We start from the raw sequence: 16129 nt of genomic DNA, 5'->3' as shown, positions 1-16129 counted from the left end.
GCTGGCGCTGCCAGAACACCCTGCACCTGCACACCTGCGGGGATTGGCGGCCGGCCCGGATCGTTCAGAGTTCCCCGGCAAGCAGGAGGTCGACGTCCGTCGAAGCTTCCCTGATGGCAGCGACTGGAGCCGTCGCCGCGATCGAGCCCTTCCGCATGATGGAGATCTGATCGCAAAGGGCGGCCGCGAATTCCAGATTTTGCTCGGCCAGCAGGATGGTCAGGCTGTCGTGCCGCTTCAGCATGATCAGCAGTTTGAGGATCTGGTCGACATACGAGGGCTGCAGCCCCTCCGTCGGCTCGTCAAGAAGCAGTGTCCCGGGACGCGTGCTGAGGCAGCAGGCAAGTGCGACCAATTTCCGCTCGCCGCCGCTCAGCGTATCTCCGGTCCGATCGAGCAGCGGCCTCAGGACCGGAAACCGGTCAAGGACGTCGGCCAGGTTTCCGCCCGGATGCCCCTTGGCGATCATGGCGTAGCGCAGTTGGTCCCGGACGGTCATGCGCAGGAAGATGCCGCGTCCTTGGGGCACATAGCCAAGCCCCGCGCGCGCGCGTTCCTGTGGTGGTTCGGCCGTAAGGTCGCGGCCGTCGAGCATGACTTGTCCGGCCGTCACGGTGAGAAACCCCATCAATGCGCGCATCAGCGTGGTCTTGCCCATGCCGTTGGCGCCGAGCACGGCCATGGCGGTTCCGGGCCTCACGTTGATATCGACGCCGGCCAGCACTGGAACGGAACCGTAGCCCGCGCACAGGCCGACGACTCTCAGCACGTGTCAGCCGTCGGAGGCTGGCCGAGATAGACCTCCTTGACCCGCTGGTCCGCCATGACGGCGTCGGCCGGACCCTCCACCAGGATTCGTCCCCGGTGGAACACGGTGACGGTGGCCGCGACCATTCGAATGAACTGTAGGTCGTGCTCGACGACAATGACGGTACGCTCTTTCGCGAGGGATCGGACGAGTTCGGCGGTTTGCGCAACTTCCTGCCTGGTCATACCGGCGGTGGGTTCGTCCAGTAGCATCAGCGCCGGATTTCCCGCCATCACCAACCCCAGTTCGAGCCATTGCCGCTGGCCGTGCGGCAGTGATCCGGCCAGCTGGGCGGCAAGGGGGGACAGGCCGGTGACCGCAAGGATTTCGTCAGTCTTGCGGGTCCGGGCCGCCCGACCGCCGGCCTTCCAAGTGGCCAGTCGAACGTTCTCGGCAACGCTCAACCCGTTGAACAGCGCGGGGATCTGGGCCTTGATCGCAACTCCCCTCCGTGCGATGGCATGCGTGGTCGCACCGGTGATGTCCTCGCCGCCGAAACACACGTGACCGGCGGTCGGCCGGAGCTGGCCCGTGAGGCAGCGGAAGAATGTGCTCTTGCCGGCACCATTGGGCCCGATCAGGCAACGCAGTTCACCGGCCTCGACCCGGAAATCAACGTGGTCGATCGCGGTCACGCCGCCGAACCGCTTGGTCAATGCGATCGTTTCGAGAAGGGGAGGGTTCGTCACGGCGCGCTTCGCACGCGACCCCGTAGGTCTGCCAGCAGGCTTCGGGTGCCCGGGACAAGACCGCGTCGGGCAAACAGGACGAGCACCACGAACGCAGCTCCCAGTACCAGGTTGGTGTCGGCGAGCTTGGCTTCACCGAGCCAGGTCATGACGGCCTGGACCAGGACACAGCCCACGACCGCTCCGCTCAGCGTTCCGAGGCCGCCTACCAGCACCCAGACGATGATCTGCGCGGTGAACGTCATAGAAAACACGTTGGGGCTGACGTAGGACCCCCACGCCGCGAACAGCACGCCGGAAAGCCCCGCGATCGCACCGCCGATCACGAAGACCGTGAGCTTCGTGATCCGGACGTCGTAGCCGAGCAACTGGGCCCTTTCCTCGTTCTCGCGAACGGCGACGACGACGCGACCAAAGTCGGTCGCCAGCAGCCACCGCAGGCCGCCGTAGACCACAGCTAGCATGACCGCGGTGAGCACGTAGAGGTCGCCGTAGACCACCTGGTGCTCAGGCACACCGGGGACATTGATCGGGGGTACCGACGGGATGCCGTTGTACCCGCCCAGAAGGGCACTGCCGATCCGGTATTCACTGCCCGCCGACGCGCCGGTCAGGTAGTAGAAGATGAGCGACACGGCCAGCGTGATGACGGCCAGATACACGTCGCTGATTCGTTGCCAAAACAGGAAGTACCCGAGAATCCCGGCCAGGAGGGCCGGCAGCAGGATGCCCAGCATCAGGGGCACGGTGCTGTCGCCCATGTTGATTACGGCAATGGCGTAGGTGTAACCGCCCAATCCAAAGAACACGGACTGGCCGAAGCACAGGATGCCGCCAAACCCCCACACCCAGGCGAGACTGAGAGCGAGAATCGCAAGCACCAGGAATAGGGTGAGTTCGAACAGTAGGAAGATCTCGGCGACGGCCGGAACCACGACGATGAGCGCGCCGCCGGCAGCAACAACCGCCAGCAGGCTTGCCCGTTCACGCACCCAGTTCACAGGGCCTTGCGGAAGTAACGCCCGGTAATCCCGGTCGGCAGGAGGCGCAGCAGTACGATGGCGACGATCAGCAAAGCCACTTCGCCGACGACTGGGCGGCTGAGAAAGGCGGCTGCCTGGCTTGTGAAACCGAACAGTGCCGCGGCAAGCGTGGTGCCGGTGAGTGCCGTCGCGCCGCCGCTGATGACCGTGATGAACGCCTTGACGACATACGTCGCCCCGATTTCGGGAAGCACGCCGGCGAGAGGGGCCAGGACGGCGCCTGCGAGGCCGCTCAAGGCCGAGCCGAGGACGAACATGGCGGTCCGGAGTCGCATGGTGTCCGCCCCGAGTGCGGCCGCAAGTTCCGGATTCTGCATGGCACCCCGGACCAGCAGGCCCGACCGGCTCCAGCGCAGCCAAACGAACAGTGACACGATTGTTACGATTGCAACGAGGATTACAAAAAATGTATAAATACCAATGCTGTAGGAGCCAACTTGCACGGTTCCGAAAGGTGGCGCCACGCCTTGTTGGTGGTACCCGAGCACTGTGGCGGCAAGACCGATCAGGAAGAGGCTGAGTCCCCAGGTAGCAAGGATCGTGGCAATGATGTCTCCGTGCAGGTGACGGATGACGAACCGTTCAACCAGGAAGCCAAGAGCGCCGACCGCTGCCGGTGCGATGACCAGCATGGCGACCCACAGGTTCAGGCCGGCGCCAGCCGACAGCACGAAGGCATAGCCCCCGACCATCAGGAATTCGCCGTGGGCGAAGTTGATAACCCGGAGCATCCCGAAGATCACGGCCAGTCCGACGCTGACTAGCGCTAGGCTGGCCATCGCGTGCAGGAGGTGGAGACCTACGACGAGGGCGTGATCCATGTCTGCCGACGCCCCGGCGCCGATCAGATGTCCGGGGTGAACATCGTGTTGGTGTCGGGTCGCGCCTGCAGGTCGCACTGGGCCGCCGGGTTGGTGGGGGCCACGCCCTGATACCGCTGAAGGATTCTGAACTCGCCGTCGCGGGCTTCCGCCAGATGGGTATCCATGAAGCAGTGATGCGTGGCGGGATCGACGCTGACCGGGCCACCGGGGCCATCCACGCTGATCCCCATCTCCAAGGCTTCGATAACGGCGTCCCGTTCGGTGGTCCCTGCCTGCCGGACAGCTTCCGCCCACAGCGTCCAGCCGTACCAATCCTTGATCGGCACGTCGGTCAGATAGCCGTAGTCGGTTCCATAGCGACGACGGAATTCGGGCAACCATGCCTGGTTGAATACGTTGTCCAGGCTTTCGTAATACGACCCGATCACCATGATTCCGTTGACGACTTCCGGAGGCATGCGGACGATTTCGCTGGTGCCGCCAAACGTGGTGGACATCATCGGAATGCGCTGGTTCATACCGGCTGACGCCCACTGACCGTAGAACGCCTCATGCGCCGGGCCGACGAAGACATTGAGCACGACGTCAGGTTCCGCGGCCTGAATGCGGCTGATGGTCGCGCCAAACTGGTTTACGTCCAGTGGAAAGAACTCCTCACCGACGACTTCGCCACCAAGGGATTGGGTGGCCTTCCGGATCCACTGGGCGGAGATCTGCCCGTAGTTGTAGTCGGCCGCTAGGACGTAGACTCGCTTCCCCCAGCGGTCAGCAGCTGCCTGCAGCAGCAGGTCGACGTAGATACCCGGCGTTGCGCCTGTGGCGAAGAAGTTGCGGTCGCAGACCCCGCCCTCGTAGTTCGTGTTGTAAACGTAGAGGGTGTCGAGCCGATGCAGAATGGGCCGGATGACCTCGCGCGACGAGCTCGTCAGTCCACCTTGGACCACCGCCACCCGATCCCTGAGGGCCAGCTGGTTGGCGAACTGGTTGTAAAACTGCATGTCGGACTGGGCGTCGTAGAGCTTGACCTCGAGTTGCCTGCCGAGCAGGCCGCCCGTTTCGTTGATCTGATCGATCGCCAACTTGGCGCAACGCCACTGGTTGTCGCCGAAACCCTGGAGGGGGCCCGACAGGTCATAGATAGCACCGACCGAAATCGGATCGTCGGCCTGGGCCTGGCGCCCAAGCATGGAAATGGCAGCAGTGGCGGCGGTTCCTTCGATGAACGTGCGTCGTGTCAGCAACGTGACGAATTCTCCCGAGCAATTTGGCGATGCACCCCTTGGCGCTCAACTGTGGGGTAACGGGGACGGTGCGCGAACTCCAAACACGCGAGTTGCGCAGACTGCATGACACCAAGGTAGCAACTTTTGGGAGACCTGTTGGAAGATGGATCGCCAACTACGTCGGGTTCCCCTGGTCAGTTCCGAATTCACGACGAACGCGTGCATCGCCTGCAAGATGGACGATCGCGCTCGTTGACAGGCAGAGGGCGCGTCGTACGATCCCCTGACGGTTCGACGACAGGGTGCGCGCTGTGGACGCATTTCTCGATCAGCAACAGCAGCTCTTCCAGGAATCGGTTCGGCGATTTGCGGAAGAACGGATGGCGCCTGCAGCCGCCGACTGGGACCGTGATCGGACATTTCCGGTCGAGGTGCTCCGAGAATCTGCCCGCCTGGGACTTGCTGGCCTCTACGTACCAACAAACCACGGCGGCAGCGGGCTCTCGCGTCTGGATGCCGCCGTCGTGTTCGAGGAACTCTCGGCCGCCTGCCCGTCCACGGCAGCGTATATCTCCATTCACAACATGGTGGCATGGATGATCGCGACGTTCGGGACCGATGAGCAGCGACGGCGGTTCCTCCCGGGCATGATGGCGATGGACCTTCTCTCCAGCTACTGCCTGAGCGAGCCAGGTTCGGGTTCGGACGCGGCGTCCTTGTCGACTCGAGCGGAGCGAGACGGCGACCACTACGTCCTGAACGGCTCGAAGGCGTTTATTTCAGGCGGGTCGGTGTCCGACCTCTATGCCTGCATGGTCCGTACCGGCGGAGAGGGTCCGCGCGGCATCTCATGCTTGGTGGTGGAGAAAGGCTCGCCGGGCCTGTCATTTGGCCGGCAGGAGGCCAAGCTGGGCTGGCACAGCCAGCCTACAGCGGCGGTGATCTTCGAGGACTGCCGGGTCCCGGTTGCCAATCGGATTGGTGCCGAGGGGGAGGGCTTTCGAATCGCGATGCGCGGGCTCGACGGCGGGCGCATCAACATCGCCTCGTGCTCGCTCGGCGCGGCGCGTCGGGCACTGGCAGAGACCAAGGAGCACCTGCGGACCCGGAAGCAGTTTGGCGAGACACTGGCGTCGTTCCAGGGCCTGCGGTTCCGGTATGCGGACATGGCCACCGAACTGGAGGCGGCCCGCCTGATGGTGCATGCCGCTGCCCGTGCCGTTGACGCGGGCCACGCCGATGCCACGGTTCGATGCGCGATGGCGAAACGCTACGCCACGGATGTCGGGTTCCACGTGTGCGACGAGGCGATCCAGCTGCACGGCGGATACGGCTACCTCAACGACTACCCGCTGGAGCGCCTCCAGCGTGACACCCGCGTTCACCGCATTCTCGAGGGAACCAACGAGATCATGCGAGTCATCGTGTCGCGCGGCCTCCTCGACGACTGACGCCTAACCGCCAGGGAGACAGGAACTTGGCGGCCGGTCTTCACTGGTTTCGAGAAGGCGCGGCTGGGCGCGTGATCCTTGATCGGCCGGAGGCGCTGAACGCCCTCGATCTGGCGATGGTACGGGCGTTCGCCCAGGCGCTTGACACTTTCGAGAGCGATGCCAGCGTGCGCGCCGTTACCGTCGAGGGCAAGGGCGAGCGCGCCTTCTGCGCCGGCGGCGACGTGCTGGCGTTCTACGAGGCCCGAGGCACCGACAGCACGGTCGGCGCCGATTTTTTTCGAGAGGAGTACACCCTCAACCGGCGGATCAAGCGCTACTCGAAGCCTGTCGTGGCGTTCATGGACGGGATCACGATGGGCGGCGGGGTCGGGGTGTCGCTCCACGCCTCGCACCGGGTGGTGACGGATCGTACCGTGTTCGCGATGCCGGAAACGGGCATCGGGCTGTTTCCGGACGTGGGCACCGGGCATTTCTTGAGCCGACTGGACACCGGCATGGGCGCTTGGATCGCGCTGACGGGGAATCGGCTTGGCGCCGGCGACTGCCTGGACATCGGCGTCGGAACGCACGGACTGGATGCGGCGGCTGGGGTGCACGATGCCGTGCAGGCGATCGCGACCATGGCCGACGACGACGTGGATGCCGCGCTGGTGCCGTTTCTCGGCGAGCCGGTGGCCGGCGCGGCCCTGGACGCGCGGGAAGTGATTGCCCGGTGTTTTGGTCAGCAGGACGCCCGGGCGATTCTCCAGGCGCTGGAGATCGAAGGATCGGATTGGGCGGAACGTACGGCGGCCGGATTGGCACGCAAGTCGCCGACCAGCATTCGAATCACCCTCCGGCAGCTGGAGCAGGCGAGAACAGCTTCCTTCGAGGATGAGCTCGTGACCGAGTACCGCATGAGCCAGGCTTGCATCGCCGGCCATGATTTCATGGAAGGAATCCGGGCGGCGCTGGTGGACCGGGACCGCGAGCCTCGATGGTCGCCGGACCGTCTCGACGACGTGACGGACCAGTTGGTGGCCCGCCATTTCTCGGAACCCCCGGTGGGCGACCTCAGGTTTGACTGACCTGGCTGCCGGCTGCAGCCGCTCCTGTCGGCGGGGTCGGCCGGGGTGCGAGTCGTAAACGAGGCCGGCTCAGGCCGTTAAAATCTGCCACTAGGCATCGTTGAAGAAAACTTGATTACAGATAGCTATCAGAGAAATTGTCTGTTCGTTCGAGGGTAGAAAGCGACCAGCCTGCACGTGTCGGCGGTGAGGCATGGAGGAAACCGGCGTAGCGATGCCAAGATGCCGTCAGGTCGATTGGCGCGTGTGTCGGCCTGCCTGCTGCTAGCCGCGTTGCACGGTCCGGGCCCAGCTGTCGCGCAACGCCACGGTTCGATTCAGCACGAGGCGGTCGGACCGGCTCGTGCGGTCACGACAGAAGTAGCCCTGGCGCTCGAACTGCACCGTCGTGCCGGGAGCGAGGTCAGCCAGCGCAGGCTCCACTTTGCAGCCATCCAGCTGCTCGCGTGACGCCGGGTTCAGGTGTTCGAACGGGTCGGCATCGGCGCCGGGTCCGGAGTCGAGGAAGAGCGGGCCGTACTGATGGACTTCGGCCGGGAGTGCATGTCGAGCCGAGACCCAGTGCAACGTGCCCCTGACCCGGCGTCCATCCGGTGCATTGCCGCCGCGGCTGTCCGGGTCATAGGTGCAACGAAGTTCCACGATTTCGCCTGCGGCGTCCTTCACCACTTCACGGCACGTCACGAGGTACGCGTAGCGGAGACGGACCTCTCGGCCGGGAGCGAGGCGGAAGAATTTCCGGGGAGGATCTTCCATGAAGTCATCTCGTTCGATGAACAGCTCCCGCGCGAACGGAACCTGCCTGGTCCCGGCAGCGGCATCTTCGGGATTGTTGACGGCTGCGAGATGGTCCACCTCATCCGCCGGATAGTTCTCGACCACCAGTTTCAGCGGGCGCAGCACCGCCATCCGGCGTTCGGCCGTCCGATTCAGGACTTCCCGCGCGCAGTGTTCCAGCAGCGCGAACTCAACGGTGTTGTCGCGTTTGGTGACGCCAATCCTGCGGGCAAAGTCCCGGATGGCCTCGGGGGGATAGCCACGCCGCCGGAGACCGCGCAGCGTGGGAAGACGCGGGTCGTCCCAGCCACCCACGTACTGTTCGTCCACGAGCCGGCTGAGGCGCCGCTTCGAGAGCACCGTATGGGACAGGTTTAGGCGGGCAAACTCGTACTGGCGTGAACGGGTGGGGACAGGGAGGTTGTCGATCAACCAGTCGTAGAGCGGTCGGTGATCTTCAAACTCCAGGGTGCAGATCGAATGGGTGACCCCCTCGATGGAGTCGGATTGCCCGTGCGCGAAATCGTAAGTGGGGTAGATGCACCACCTCGTGCCGGTCCGGGGATGGGGAGCGTGCAGGATGCGGTACAGCACCGGGTCGCGGAGATTGATGTTGCCTGATGCCATGTCGATCTTCGCCCGCAGCACCCGCTGGCCGTCAGGAAAGTCGCCCGCCCGCATCCGCCGGAACAGGTCTAGGTTTTCGTCCACGGAACGCGTGCGGAACGGGCTGTCGATTCCGGGCGTGGTCAGGGTGCCGCGGTGCTCCCGGATGGTGTCGGCTGTCTGGTCGTCCACGTAGGCCTTGTCGGTCGAGATCAGATGTTCGGCCCACTCGTACAACCGCTCGAAGTGGTCGGACGCGAAGTACCGGTGCTCTCCCCAGTCGAAGCCGAGCCAGCGCACATCCGCTTCGATCGCATCGATGAATTCCTGAGCTTCCCGAGTCGGATTCGTGTCATCGAAACGAAGATGACAGCGTCCCCCGAACTCCTGGGCAATGCCGAAGTTCAAACAGATCGACTTGGCATGCCCGATGTGCAGGTAACCGTTGGGCTCAGGGGGAAAGCGCGTCACCACGCTCGCCGTTCGGCCGGCCTCGATGTCCTGGCGCACGATGTCCTGGACGAAGTTATGCTGATTTCCTTCGGCAACGCTGCCCGCGTCGTTCATGGCGGTACTCTCCGGGCTCGGCCAACCTGCGCAGTCGGCCTGTCTGCCAGATTTTGCCCGAATGGCCAAGCGTGGGGGCTCGCTTCGATGCCGGGCAAGGAGTTGGCCGCGACCAGGATTCAGCCGCGAGCGGCGGGGCTGGTACCGTGCTCGCGCGGATGGGGGAGGCAATGGGATTCCGACTGCTCGTACTGACGAATCTCGAGACTGGGGCATCGCTGGACATGGTGCGCGGGTGGCCGGAACAGCTGCAGGCCGAGATCCCTGGCCTGGAGACACATTTGTCGGACAGCACGGAGGAAGCGTTCGACGTGATCGGGCAGGTGGACGCAATCTACGGGAAGGTCGACCCGGACGCGTTCGCCAAGGCGCGAAAGCTTCGATGGATCCAGTCGCCTTTGGCCGGGCCGCGGCCAAGTTTTTACCACCGGGCACTGGTGGAAAGCGATGTGGTCGTGACCAACATGCGTGGGATTTTCAGCGACCATATCGGGGCGCACGTCCTCGCGTTCGTCCTAGCGTTTGCGCGCGGGCTTCCCACGTACGTGACCATGCAGCGCGACCGGCGCTGGCGGCCGGACGCACCGACCGTCCACCTCCCGGAGGCAACAGTCCTGGTTGTCGGCGTCGGGGCAATCGGCGCCGAGGTGGCGCGATTGTGCGCTGCCTTCGGGATGGCGGTCACCGGAGTCGACCCGAGGGCGGCCGTCGCCCCCGAAGGTGTTGGCCGTCTCGTCGGACCGGAGGCGCTCGACGAGGTGCTTCCTACCGCCGACTTCGTCATCGTGACGGTGCCTGAGACCCCGGCTACGCAGGGGCTGTTCAACGCCGCCAGGTTTGCGCGGATGAAGCCCACCGCGTTCTTCATCAACATCGGCCGCGGGGCCACGGTCGAGCTCGACGACCTGAACGCGGCCCTGCGTTCCGGCGTGCTGGCCGGCGCCGCCCTGGATGTGTTTCAGATCGAGCCGCTCCCCGTGAGCCATCTGCTGTGGAATGCGCCAGGCATGGTCATCACGCCGCACGTCGCGGCCGCGGGCCCGTACCTGAACCAACGGCGAACCGAAGTGTTTTTCGACAATTGTCGGCGATTCGGGCAGGGCCGCGAGCTGCGCAACGTCGTCGACAAGGCGAACTGGTTTTGACGGCCGGACCGAGCCTCGGCTGTCCGCGCCAGATTCCTCGAGTCATGCAGGCTACGGCGCGGTCCGGCGGGAGCGCAGCGGTTACCGCGGTCGGCTAAGGTGCGCCCCGGTTCGCCAAAACCAGCCGCCGGGGATCAGTCCATGGTTCGATTGGCAGCCGTCCCGGCTGAGCGTCGGGTGTCGATGGCTCCACCCTGCATCTTGCCATGAAGAAGCACGCAGATATCGTTGTTTTTGCAGTCGCTCTCCTGCTTCTAGTAGCAGGCATGCCTGCGGCTGCGGCGGACAACCATACGTACTTCCGGCTCGGTGTGGGCTTGGACCAACTGTCCGACACGAGGTTTCTGGATACGGATTGTCGGAGTGAGTCCCCCGCTGCGCTCTATGGATGTGGCCCGGGCAAGAACGGAGACGTGCTCAGCACGGTCGGCGGCTTCGGAGGCACCTCGGCGTTCGAGGTGGGCTGGGGTCGGACCGTGACCTCCACGGCGCGGCTGGAGCTCTCGGTCGACTATCGACCGCACCACACGTTCCGGGGTACGGCCAATTTCCTTGCACCCGGTCGCATGCAGTCGGTGGAGGCAGGGGTCTCGTCGTGGTCCGGCCTGATGTCCGCCTATCTGGACTTGCCGCCGGTCCAGATAGGGAATTTGCGGTCGGGCCGGCCGTTTGTCGGTGCCGGCTTCGGTGCCGGTCGGAATGTGGTGCGGCAAATGCTGCAGACATTCCCGAGGACCACGACCGTGGTGCCGGGCGGTGCCTGGACCGGCAGGGTCTGGATGCTGACGGCGGGAATGGCGATCCCGCTGGGCGACACGGCGAGCCTGGACGTGGCATGGCGGTACACGGATGCGGGGTTTCTCGAGACCGAAAGAGGGGAAGGCAGGGTGATCTGGCGGGACGGAAGCAGGGAGCCTCTGGTGCTGGACCTGGCACCGACAAGAGCCAGGCTCCAGGGTCATGGCATCCGGGTGTCTCTGCGGTACGCCTATTAGGCGTGAACGGGCCGCGAACGGGGATTGGGAGCACGGGGCTGCGTCGAAGCGGCCCGTGCGGATGGGGCGTGGACCGCCTGCATGCGACCCGCTGGCCTCGACGCAGGTGCTGCTCAGTTGATCAGGCTGGCTTCGCTTGACGGTTAGTGGGAATGGTCGGAATGGTCATGCTCGGAATGATCGTGGTACCCCACCACGATGAAATCGACTCGAGCATGCGTGACGCGGTCCCCGGGTACCGTAATCCGCCAGTTGAGCACGTAGTCCCCGTCGCGTAGTTCGGGCAGGGGAATCGCGAACGTCGCCCGCTCCGTCATGGGTGAGGGAACGGTGAGTTCCACGATGTCGCCTGAATCCAATTGGAGGCTCGCCTGATCAAGCATCACGCGTTGGGCAAAGCGGATTTCGAAGGCAGCGGGAGCCGTGTCTAGCACATCCCCGGCCACGATGTTGCTGTGCTCGACCAACGACTCGGCGCTGGCCTGTGCGGCCACCAGTACAACTGCCGCCACGAGTGCGCAGACTGACGGGATGGCATGCCAGGCCCCCCGGCGTGACGTCGTTTCGGGAGGAGACGTGAACCGGGTGACGCCCGGTCGCGTCTGCGCGCGAGCGGCGGCCAGGGCACTACTCATCGGAACTCCCTGCCAGGCAGTCGGGGCCGTGGGTATCGCGGTTGCAGATCGCAGTGACGCGGTAGGAATTGTCCCGGCCTCGCTTGAGTTGGAAAGCAACGGGGTCGCCTTCGGAGAGCCCGGATAGGTCGACGGCGCCCACCACGCCGAAGCCCATGGTCATGGCGCCCATGCCGATTTCGTCGATGGGCTCGTGATCAATTGTCAATGATCGGCTTTCCGAATCGATCGCATGGATGACGCCCGTGCCGTGTGCGATACGGCTGTCCGCGGCACCGCTCCCATGGTCGGCATGCCCGGCTTCATGGTTCTCGGCGAGGAGGTAGAGCGTCTCCGAGCCGACCGCCCTGTCCTGGGAAGATCCTTCCTGGGCGCGAGCCGGCTGAAGAGAGGAAGCGGTCGCTGCCACGAAGGCGAGCACGGAAAGCGTCGTCAGTAGTCGGGTCATGCAGTGTCTCCTTGCGGTTTGGCGGGAAGCGCATCGAAGCCTTGGGCGGCCGTCTTGGGGTGCGCTGGCAGCGATCGCTCAACCCACAGGTAGTAGATCGCGGGAATGACGAACAGGGTCAGCACGATGGTGGAGATGGTGCCGCCGATCATCGGCAGCGCGATTCGCCGCATCACGTCCGACCCCAGGCCGTCTGTGAGAAAAATTGGCGCCAGCCCCGCCAGCACGGTGATGACCGTCATGAGGAGCGGGCGCACTCGCAGGGCGGCGCCAAGGCGGATGGCGAGGAACAGCTCTTCCTTGGTGGTCGGTTTGTCCGCTCGCACCCATTGATCGATGTAGAGCAGCATGACCACCGCGGTTTCCACGGCGATGCCCCCCAGCGCGATGAAACCCACCGCGACGGCCACCGACAGGTTGTAGCCGGCCAGCCACACGGCCCAGAGGCCGCCGATCAGGGCAAAGGGCAGCGACAGCATGATCATGAGGATCCGGTCGAGTCGGCCGAAATGCAGCATCAGAAGCAGGAAAATCAGGGCCACGGCAGACGGAATCGCGACGTTCAGCCGCTCGTTCGCCGCTTCCAGCTGCTCGTACTGCCCCGACCACCCGACGGCGTACCCCGGGGGAAGGTCGACCGCCTGCGCAACGGCCCCCCGTGCCTCCGCGACGTAGCCGCCAAGGTCACGTCCGGCGATATCGACGAACACCCAGCCGGTGAGACGGGCGTTTTCCGAACGGATCATCGGCGGTCCCTCGGTGAACGTGACCGTTGCGAGTTCCCCGAGCGGGATGTGCGCGCCGGATGGCGTGGGAACCAGGATGTCCTCAAGGTCTTCAGGGGTCTCGCGAAACGCCCGATCGTACCGCAGCATGATGTCGTAACGCTCGCGCCCCTCGACGCTTTCCGCGAGCTTCATTCCGCCGAGCGCCGTCTGGATCACCGACTGGAACGTACCGATGTCGATGTTGCGACGGGCGAGCTCCGATCGATCGGGCGTGATCTCCAGGTACTTGCCGCCGAGCACTCGGTCGGCGAATGCAGAGCGCGTGCCCGGGATGGTCGCGACTACGGCTTCGACCTCGCGCGCAATGCGTTCGATGGTCTCGAGATCATCGCCTGTGATCTTGATCCCGATGGGGGTGCGTACCCCCGTCGAGACCATGTCCATGCGAATCTTGATCGGATAGCCCCAGGAGTTGACGAGGCCTGGCATCTGCAGACGCGAATTCAGATCCTCGATGATTCCATCCGCCGTCATCCCGGGCCGCCAGGCCGCTTCCGGCTTGAGACGGATCCAGGTCTCGATCATGGTGAGGGGTGCCGGATCGGTGGCGGTGTCGGCGCGACCGGCCTTGCCGAAGATGCTCTCGACCTCGGGCACCGTGGCGATGACGCGGTTGGTCTGGCCCAGGATCTCCCGCATCTTGGTCGACGACACACCGGGCAGGGTCGTCGGCATATAGAGGAGTTCCCCCTCGTAGAGGGCGGGCATGAATTCCGACCCGAGCTTGCTCAGCGGCACGATCACGGTCGCCGTGAGAGCCACGGCGACAAGTACGGTGAGCCACCGCAACTTGAGTGCCACGTAGAGCAAGGGCCGGTAGAGCCAAACCAGAATCCGGTTGAGGGGGTTCCACTGCGCCGGAACCATTCGGCCGCGGAGCAGCCAGTGCATCAGTACGGGCACGAGCGTGACCGACAGGATGGCTGCGAACGCCATCGCGTAGGTCTTGGTGTAGGCGAGCGGAGAAAACAGGCGGTAGCTCTCGCCGGTGAGCGCAAATACCGGCAGGAACGACACCGTGATGATGAGCAGCGAGAAGAACAGCGCCGGCCCGACTTCCTGCGCGGCGTGAAGCAGTACCCGGCGGCGCTGTTCGGGGGCCGGTCGCGGACCCAGCTCCCCGAGCCTGCGGCTGTAGTTCTCCACCATCACGATGGAAGCGTCCACCATGGCGCCGATGGCGATCGCGATGCCGCCGAGCGACATGATGTTTGCCGTCACGCCCTGCGCGGACATGATCAGGAATGCGCCCAGCACGCCCAGCGGGAGCGTGATGATGACGACGAAGGCGGCACGCAAGTGCAGGAGGAAGACGACGATCACGATGGCGACCGCAAGGCCTTCCTCCAGCAGTTTGCGTTCCAGGTATTCCACCGCGCCGGAAATCAGCGGCGCCCGGTCATAGACAGTGACGATTTCCACGCCGTCGGGAAGCCCGCGCTCGAGATCGGCGAGCTTCGCCTTGACCCGATTGATCACGTCAAGGGCGTTCTCGCCGTCACGCATGATCACGATTCCGGCAACCGTCTCACCCTCGCCATCTAGTTCGACGATGCCGCGGCGAAGCGCCGGTCCCTCCACGATGCGGGCAATGTCGGCAAGAGTCACCGGCGTGCCGTCTTCCGCGTGGATGACCACCCGTTCGAGATCGAAACGGTCCTTCACGTAGCCCGAGGACCGAATGACAAACTCGCTTTCACCTTGCTCGAGCACCCGGCCGCCGACCTCGCTGGAAGCTGCCCGAACGGCCGCCACGATGCGGCGGATGGAGATGTCGTGGGCGCGGAGCTGGTTGGGATCGATCAGCACCTGATACTCGCGCACGAACCCGCCGACCGACGCGACCTCTGCCACGCCTTCGACGCCGGCGAGCTCCAGCTTCAGGAACCAATCCTGCAACGAACGCAATTCGGCGAGGTCGGTCCGGCCGCTTCGGTCGACCAGCGCGTACTGGAAGATCCACCCGACGCCGGTTGCGTCGGGGCCGATCTGCGGCGTGGCCCCGGGGGGCAGCTCCGACCCCAGCCTGGAGAGGGCCTCGACCACCCGGGCCCGGCCCCAGTAGAGGTCGACGTCGTCCTCGAAGATCACATAGACGAAGCTCGTGCCGAACATGGAGGAGCCGCGCACGTCCTTGGTGCGCGGCAGGCCGAGCAGATTGGTGGACAGCGGATACGTCACCAGGTCCTCGACGATCTGCGGTGATTGCCCCGGGAAGTCGGTGCGGATGATGACCTGGGTGTCCGTGAGGTCGGGAATCGCATCGAGCGGGGTCCGCTCCATGGCCAGCCACCCGGCGGCCCCGAGCGCGCCGGCCAGCATCAGCACGATGACGGGGTTTTCGATCGACCAGGCGATCAGCCGGGCCACGGCCGAACGGGAAGGATCGCGGCCGGTCAGGCGGTCGTGACCTTCCACGGTCGTCAAGGTCAGCGCCTGTGACCGGCGTGCGGATCGACGGGTGCGCGTTCCGTGCTCACTGCGACCTCATCCATGCCGGCCATCAGGTCGGGCCATTCGACGACGGTCGCCGAGTTGGCGCCGTACGGATTGGCGGGGGGGTCACCCAGCTGTAGCCACAGGCGGTCGGTTTCGTCCTCGACGTAAAGACGGAGCCCAAGCGTGTCGTAGTGCGCGGGCGCCCCCTCCAGGAGCCAACTCTCAAGCGCGGCCATGAGCGATGCGAGATCGCCGGCAAGCGCTTGGCCGGCCATCGATTCCTTGGCTGCACGCAGGGCGGCTTGGGCGTTCTCGATGATCGGTACCAGGCGCGTGTTGCCAAAACGAACCTTGAGAGAATCGCCGATCTGGAGGGCCGGATCGACGAAATACGGATCGATCCGGTAGTCGTCGACCAATGCCTCATGGAAATACAGCGCCATGTCGACAAGATGATCGATTTCAGCGAGCGTCGTGGCGTCGACCGGGAGCTCCGACAGCGGCGTATCCGGCCCGGCAAGCATGGCTGGCGGTGCCTCCAGGCGCGCGAGTCCGCCCCTGAGGCTGACCTCGGAATCGAGCATGAACTGGCCGCTGGTGACAACCTCCTCTCCCGCGGCG

At 64.9% G+C, this 16129-nt stretch carries 14 protein-coding genes; 4 read left to right on the top strand and 10 right to left on the bottom strand.

Features of this window, described 5'->3' with window-relative positions; translation table 11 throughout:
- Positions 1-64: 64 nt before the first annotated feature.
- From OXH60_08080 to OXH60_08060, 5 genes are read right to left on the bottom strand one after another with little or no spacing between them, the layout of a single operon-like run.
- Positions 65-769, bottom strand: coding sequence for an ATP-binding cassette domain-containing protein (locus OXH60_08080; GenBank protein MDE0712078.1), 705 nt, complete (start codon positions 767-769; stop codon positions 65-67).
- A complete protein-coding gene (locus OXH60_08075; GenBank protein ID MDE0712077.1) occupies positions 763-1497 on the bottom strand; it encodes an ATP-binding cassette domain-containing protein in 735 nt (244 codons plus the stop codon). Before OXH60_08075 ends, OXH60_08080 begins: the two co-directional genes overlap by 7 nt.
- Positions 1494-2498 carry a branched-chain amino acid ABC transporter permease gene (locus OXH60_08070; protein MDE0712076.1) on the bottom strand — a complete coding sequence of 335 codons (1005 nt, stop codon included), beginning with the start codon at positions 2496-2498 and terminating at the stop codon, positions 1494-1496. Before OXH60_08070 ends, OXH60_08075 begins: the two co-directional genes overlap by 4 nt.
- Entirely contained in the window at positions 2495-3361 is an 867-nt protein-coding gene (locus OXH60_08065) for a branched-chain amino acid ABC transporter permease (GenBank protein ID MDE0712075.1), read from the bottom strand. The genes OXH60_08070 and OXH60_08065 overlap by 4 nt, the downstream gene beginning before the upstream one ends.
- A gap of 23 nt (positions 3362-3384) precedes the next feature.
- On the bottom strand, positions 3385-4605 hold the full coding sequence (locus OXH60_08060) for a transporter substrate-binding protein (GenBank protein MDE0712074.1): 1221 nt from the start codon (positions 4603-4605) through the stop codon (positions 3385-3387).
- 293 nt (positions 4606-4898) lie between these two features.
- On the opposite strand from OXH60_08060, the gene OXH60_08055 reads away from it, so the two are divergent.
- Complete coding sequence (locus OXH60_08055; GenBank protein ID MDE0712073.1) at positions 4899-6038, top strand: acyl-CoA dehydrogenase family protein; 1140 nt, start codon at positions 4899-4901, stop codon at positions 6036-6038.
- A gap of 26 nt (positions 6039-6064) precedes the next feature.
- Entirely contained in the window at positions 6065-7108 is a 1044-nt protein-coding gene (locus OXH60_08050; GenBank protein MDE0712072.1) for an enoyl-CoA hydratase/isomerase family protein, read from the top strand.
- 264 nt (positions 7109-7372) lie between these two features.
- Here OXH60_08050 and OXH60_08045 read toward each other — a convergent pair whose 3' ends face one another.
- On the bottom strand, positions 7373-9058 hold the full coding sequence (locus tag OXH60_08045) for a glutamine--tRNA ligase/YqeY domain fusion protein (GenBank protein ID MDE0712071.1): 1686 nt from the start codon (positions 9056-9058) through the stop codon (positions 7373-7375).
- Positions 9059-9228: 170 nt separating this feature from the next.
- Here OXH60_08045 and OXH60_08040 point away from each other — a divergent pair, with 170 nt between their 5' ends.
- Both OXH60_08040 and OXH60_08035 read left to right on the top strand, forming a co-directional pair.
- On the top strand, positions 9229-10203 hold the full coding sequence (locus OXH60_08040) for a D-2-hydroxyacid dehydrogenase (GenBank protein MDE0712070.1): 975 nt from the start codon (positions 9229-9231) through the stop codon (positions 10201-10203).
- A 206-nt stretch (positions 10204-10409) separates the two neighbouring features.
- Positions 10410-11198: an outer membrane beta-barrel protein gene (locus tag OXH60_08035; protein MDE0712069.1), complete on the top strand. Its 789-nt coding sequence runs from the start codon at positions 10410-10412 to the stop codon at positions 11196-11198.
- A 143-nt stretch (positions 11199-11341) separates the two neighbouring features.
- On the opposite strand, the gene OXH60_08030 is transcribed toward OXH60_08035, so the two are convergent.
- The 4 genes from OXH60_08030 to OXH60_08015 all read right to left on the bottom strand — a co-directional run.
- Entirely contained in the window at positions 11342-11833 is a 492-nt protein-coding gene (locus OXH60_08030; GenBank protein ID MDE0712068.1) for a copper resistance protein CopC, read from the bottom strand.
- Positions 11826-12281 carry a copper-binding protein gene (locus OXH60_08025; GenBank protein ID MDE0712067.1) on the bottom strand — a complete coding sequence of 152 codons (456 nt, stop codon included), beginning with the start codon at positions 12279-12281 and terminating at the stop codon, positions 11826-11828. Before OXH60_08025 ends, OXH60_08030 begins: the two co-directional genes overlap by 8 nt.
- On the bottom strand, positions 12278-15487 hold the full coding sequence (locus OXH60_08020; protein MDE0712066.1) for a CusA/CzcA family heavy metal efflux RND transporter: 3210 nt from the start codon (positions 15485-15487) through the stop codon (positions 12278-12280). Before OXH60_08020 ends, OXH60_08025 begins: the two co-directional genes overlap by 4 nt.
- Before the next feature lie 11 nt (positions 15488-15498).
- On the bottom strand, positions 15499-16129 hold a 631-nt coding region (locus OXH60_08015), incomplete at its 5' end, for a hypothetical protein (GenBank protein ID MDE0712065.1).

This window comes from Rhodospirillales bacterium (genome assembly GCA_028824295.1).
Taxonomy (GTDB): Bacteria; Pseudomonadota; Alphaproteobacteria; order TMED109; family TMED109; genus VXPW01.
The sequence above is the reverse complement of the archived record's forward strand: the minus strand, read 5'-3'. Positions and strand labels throughout refer to the sequence as shown.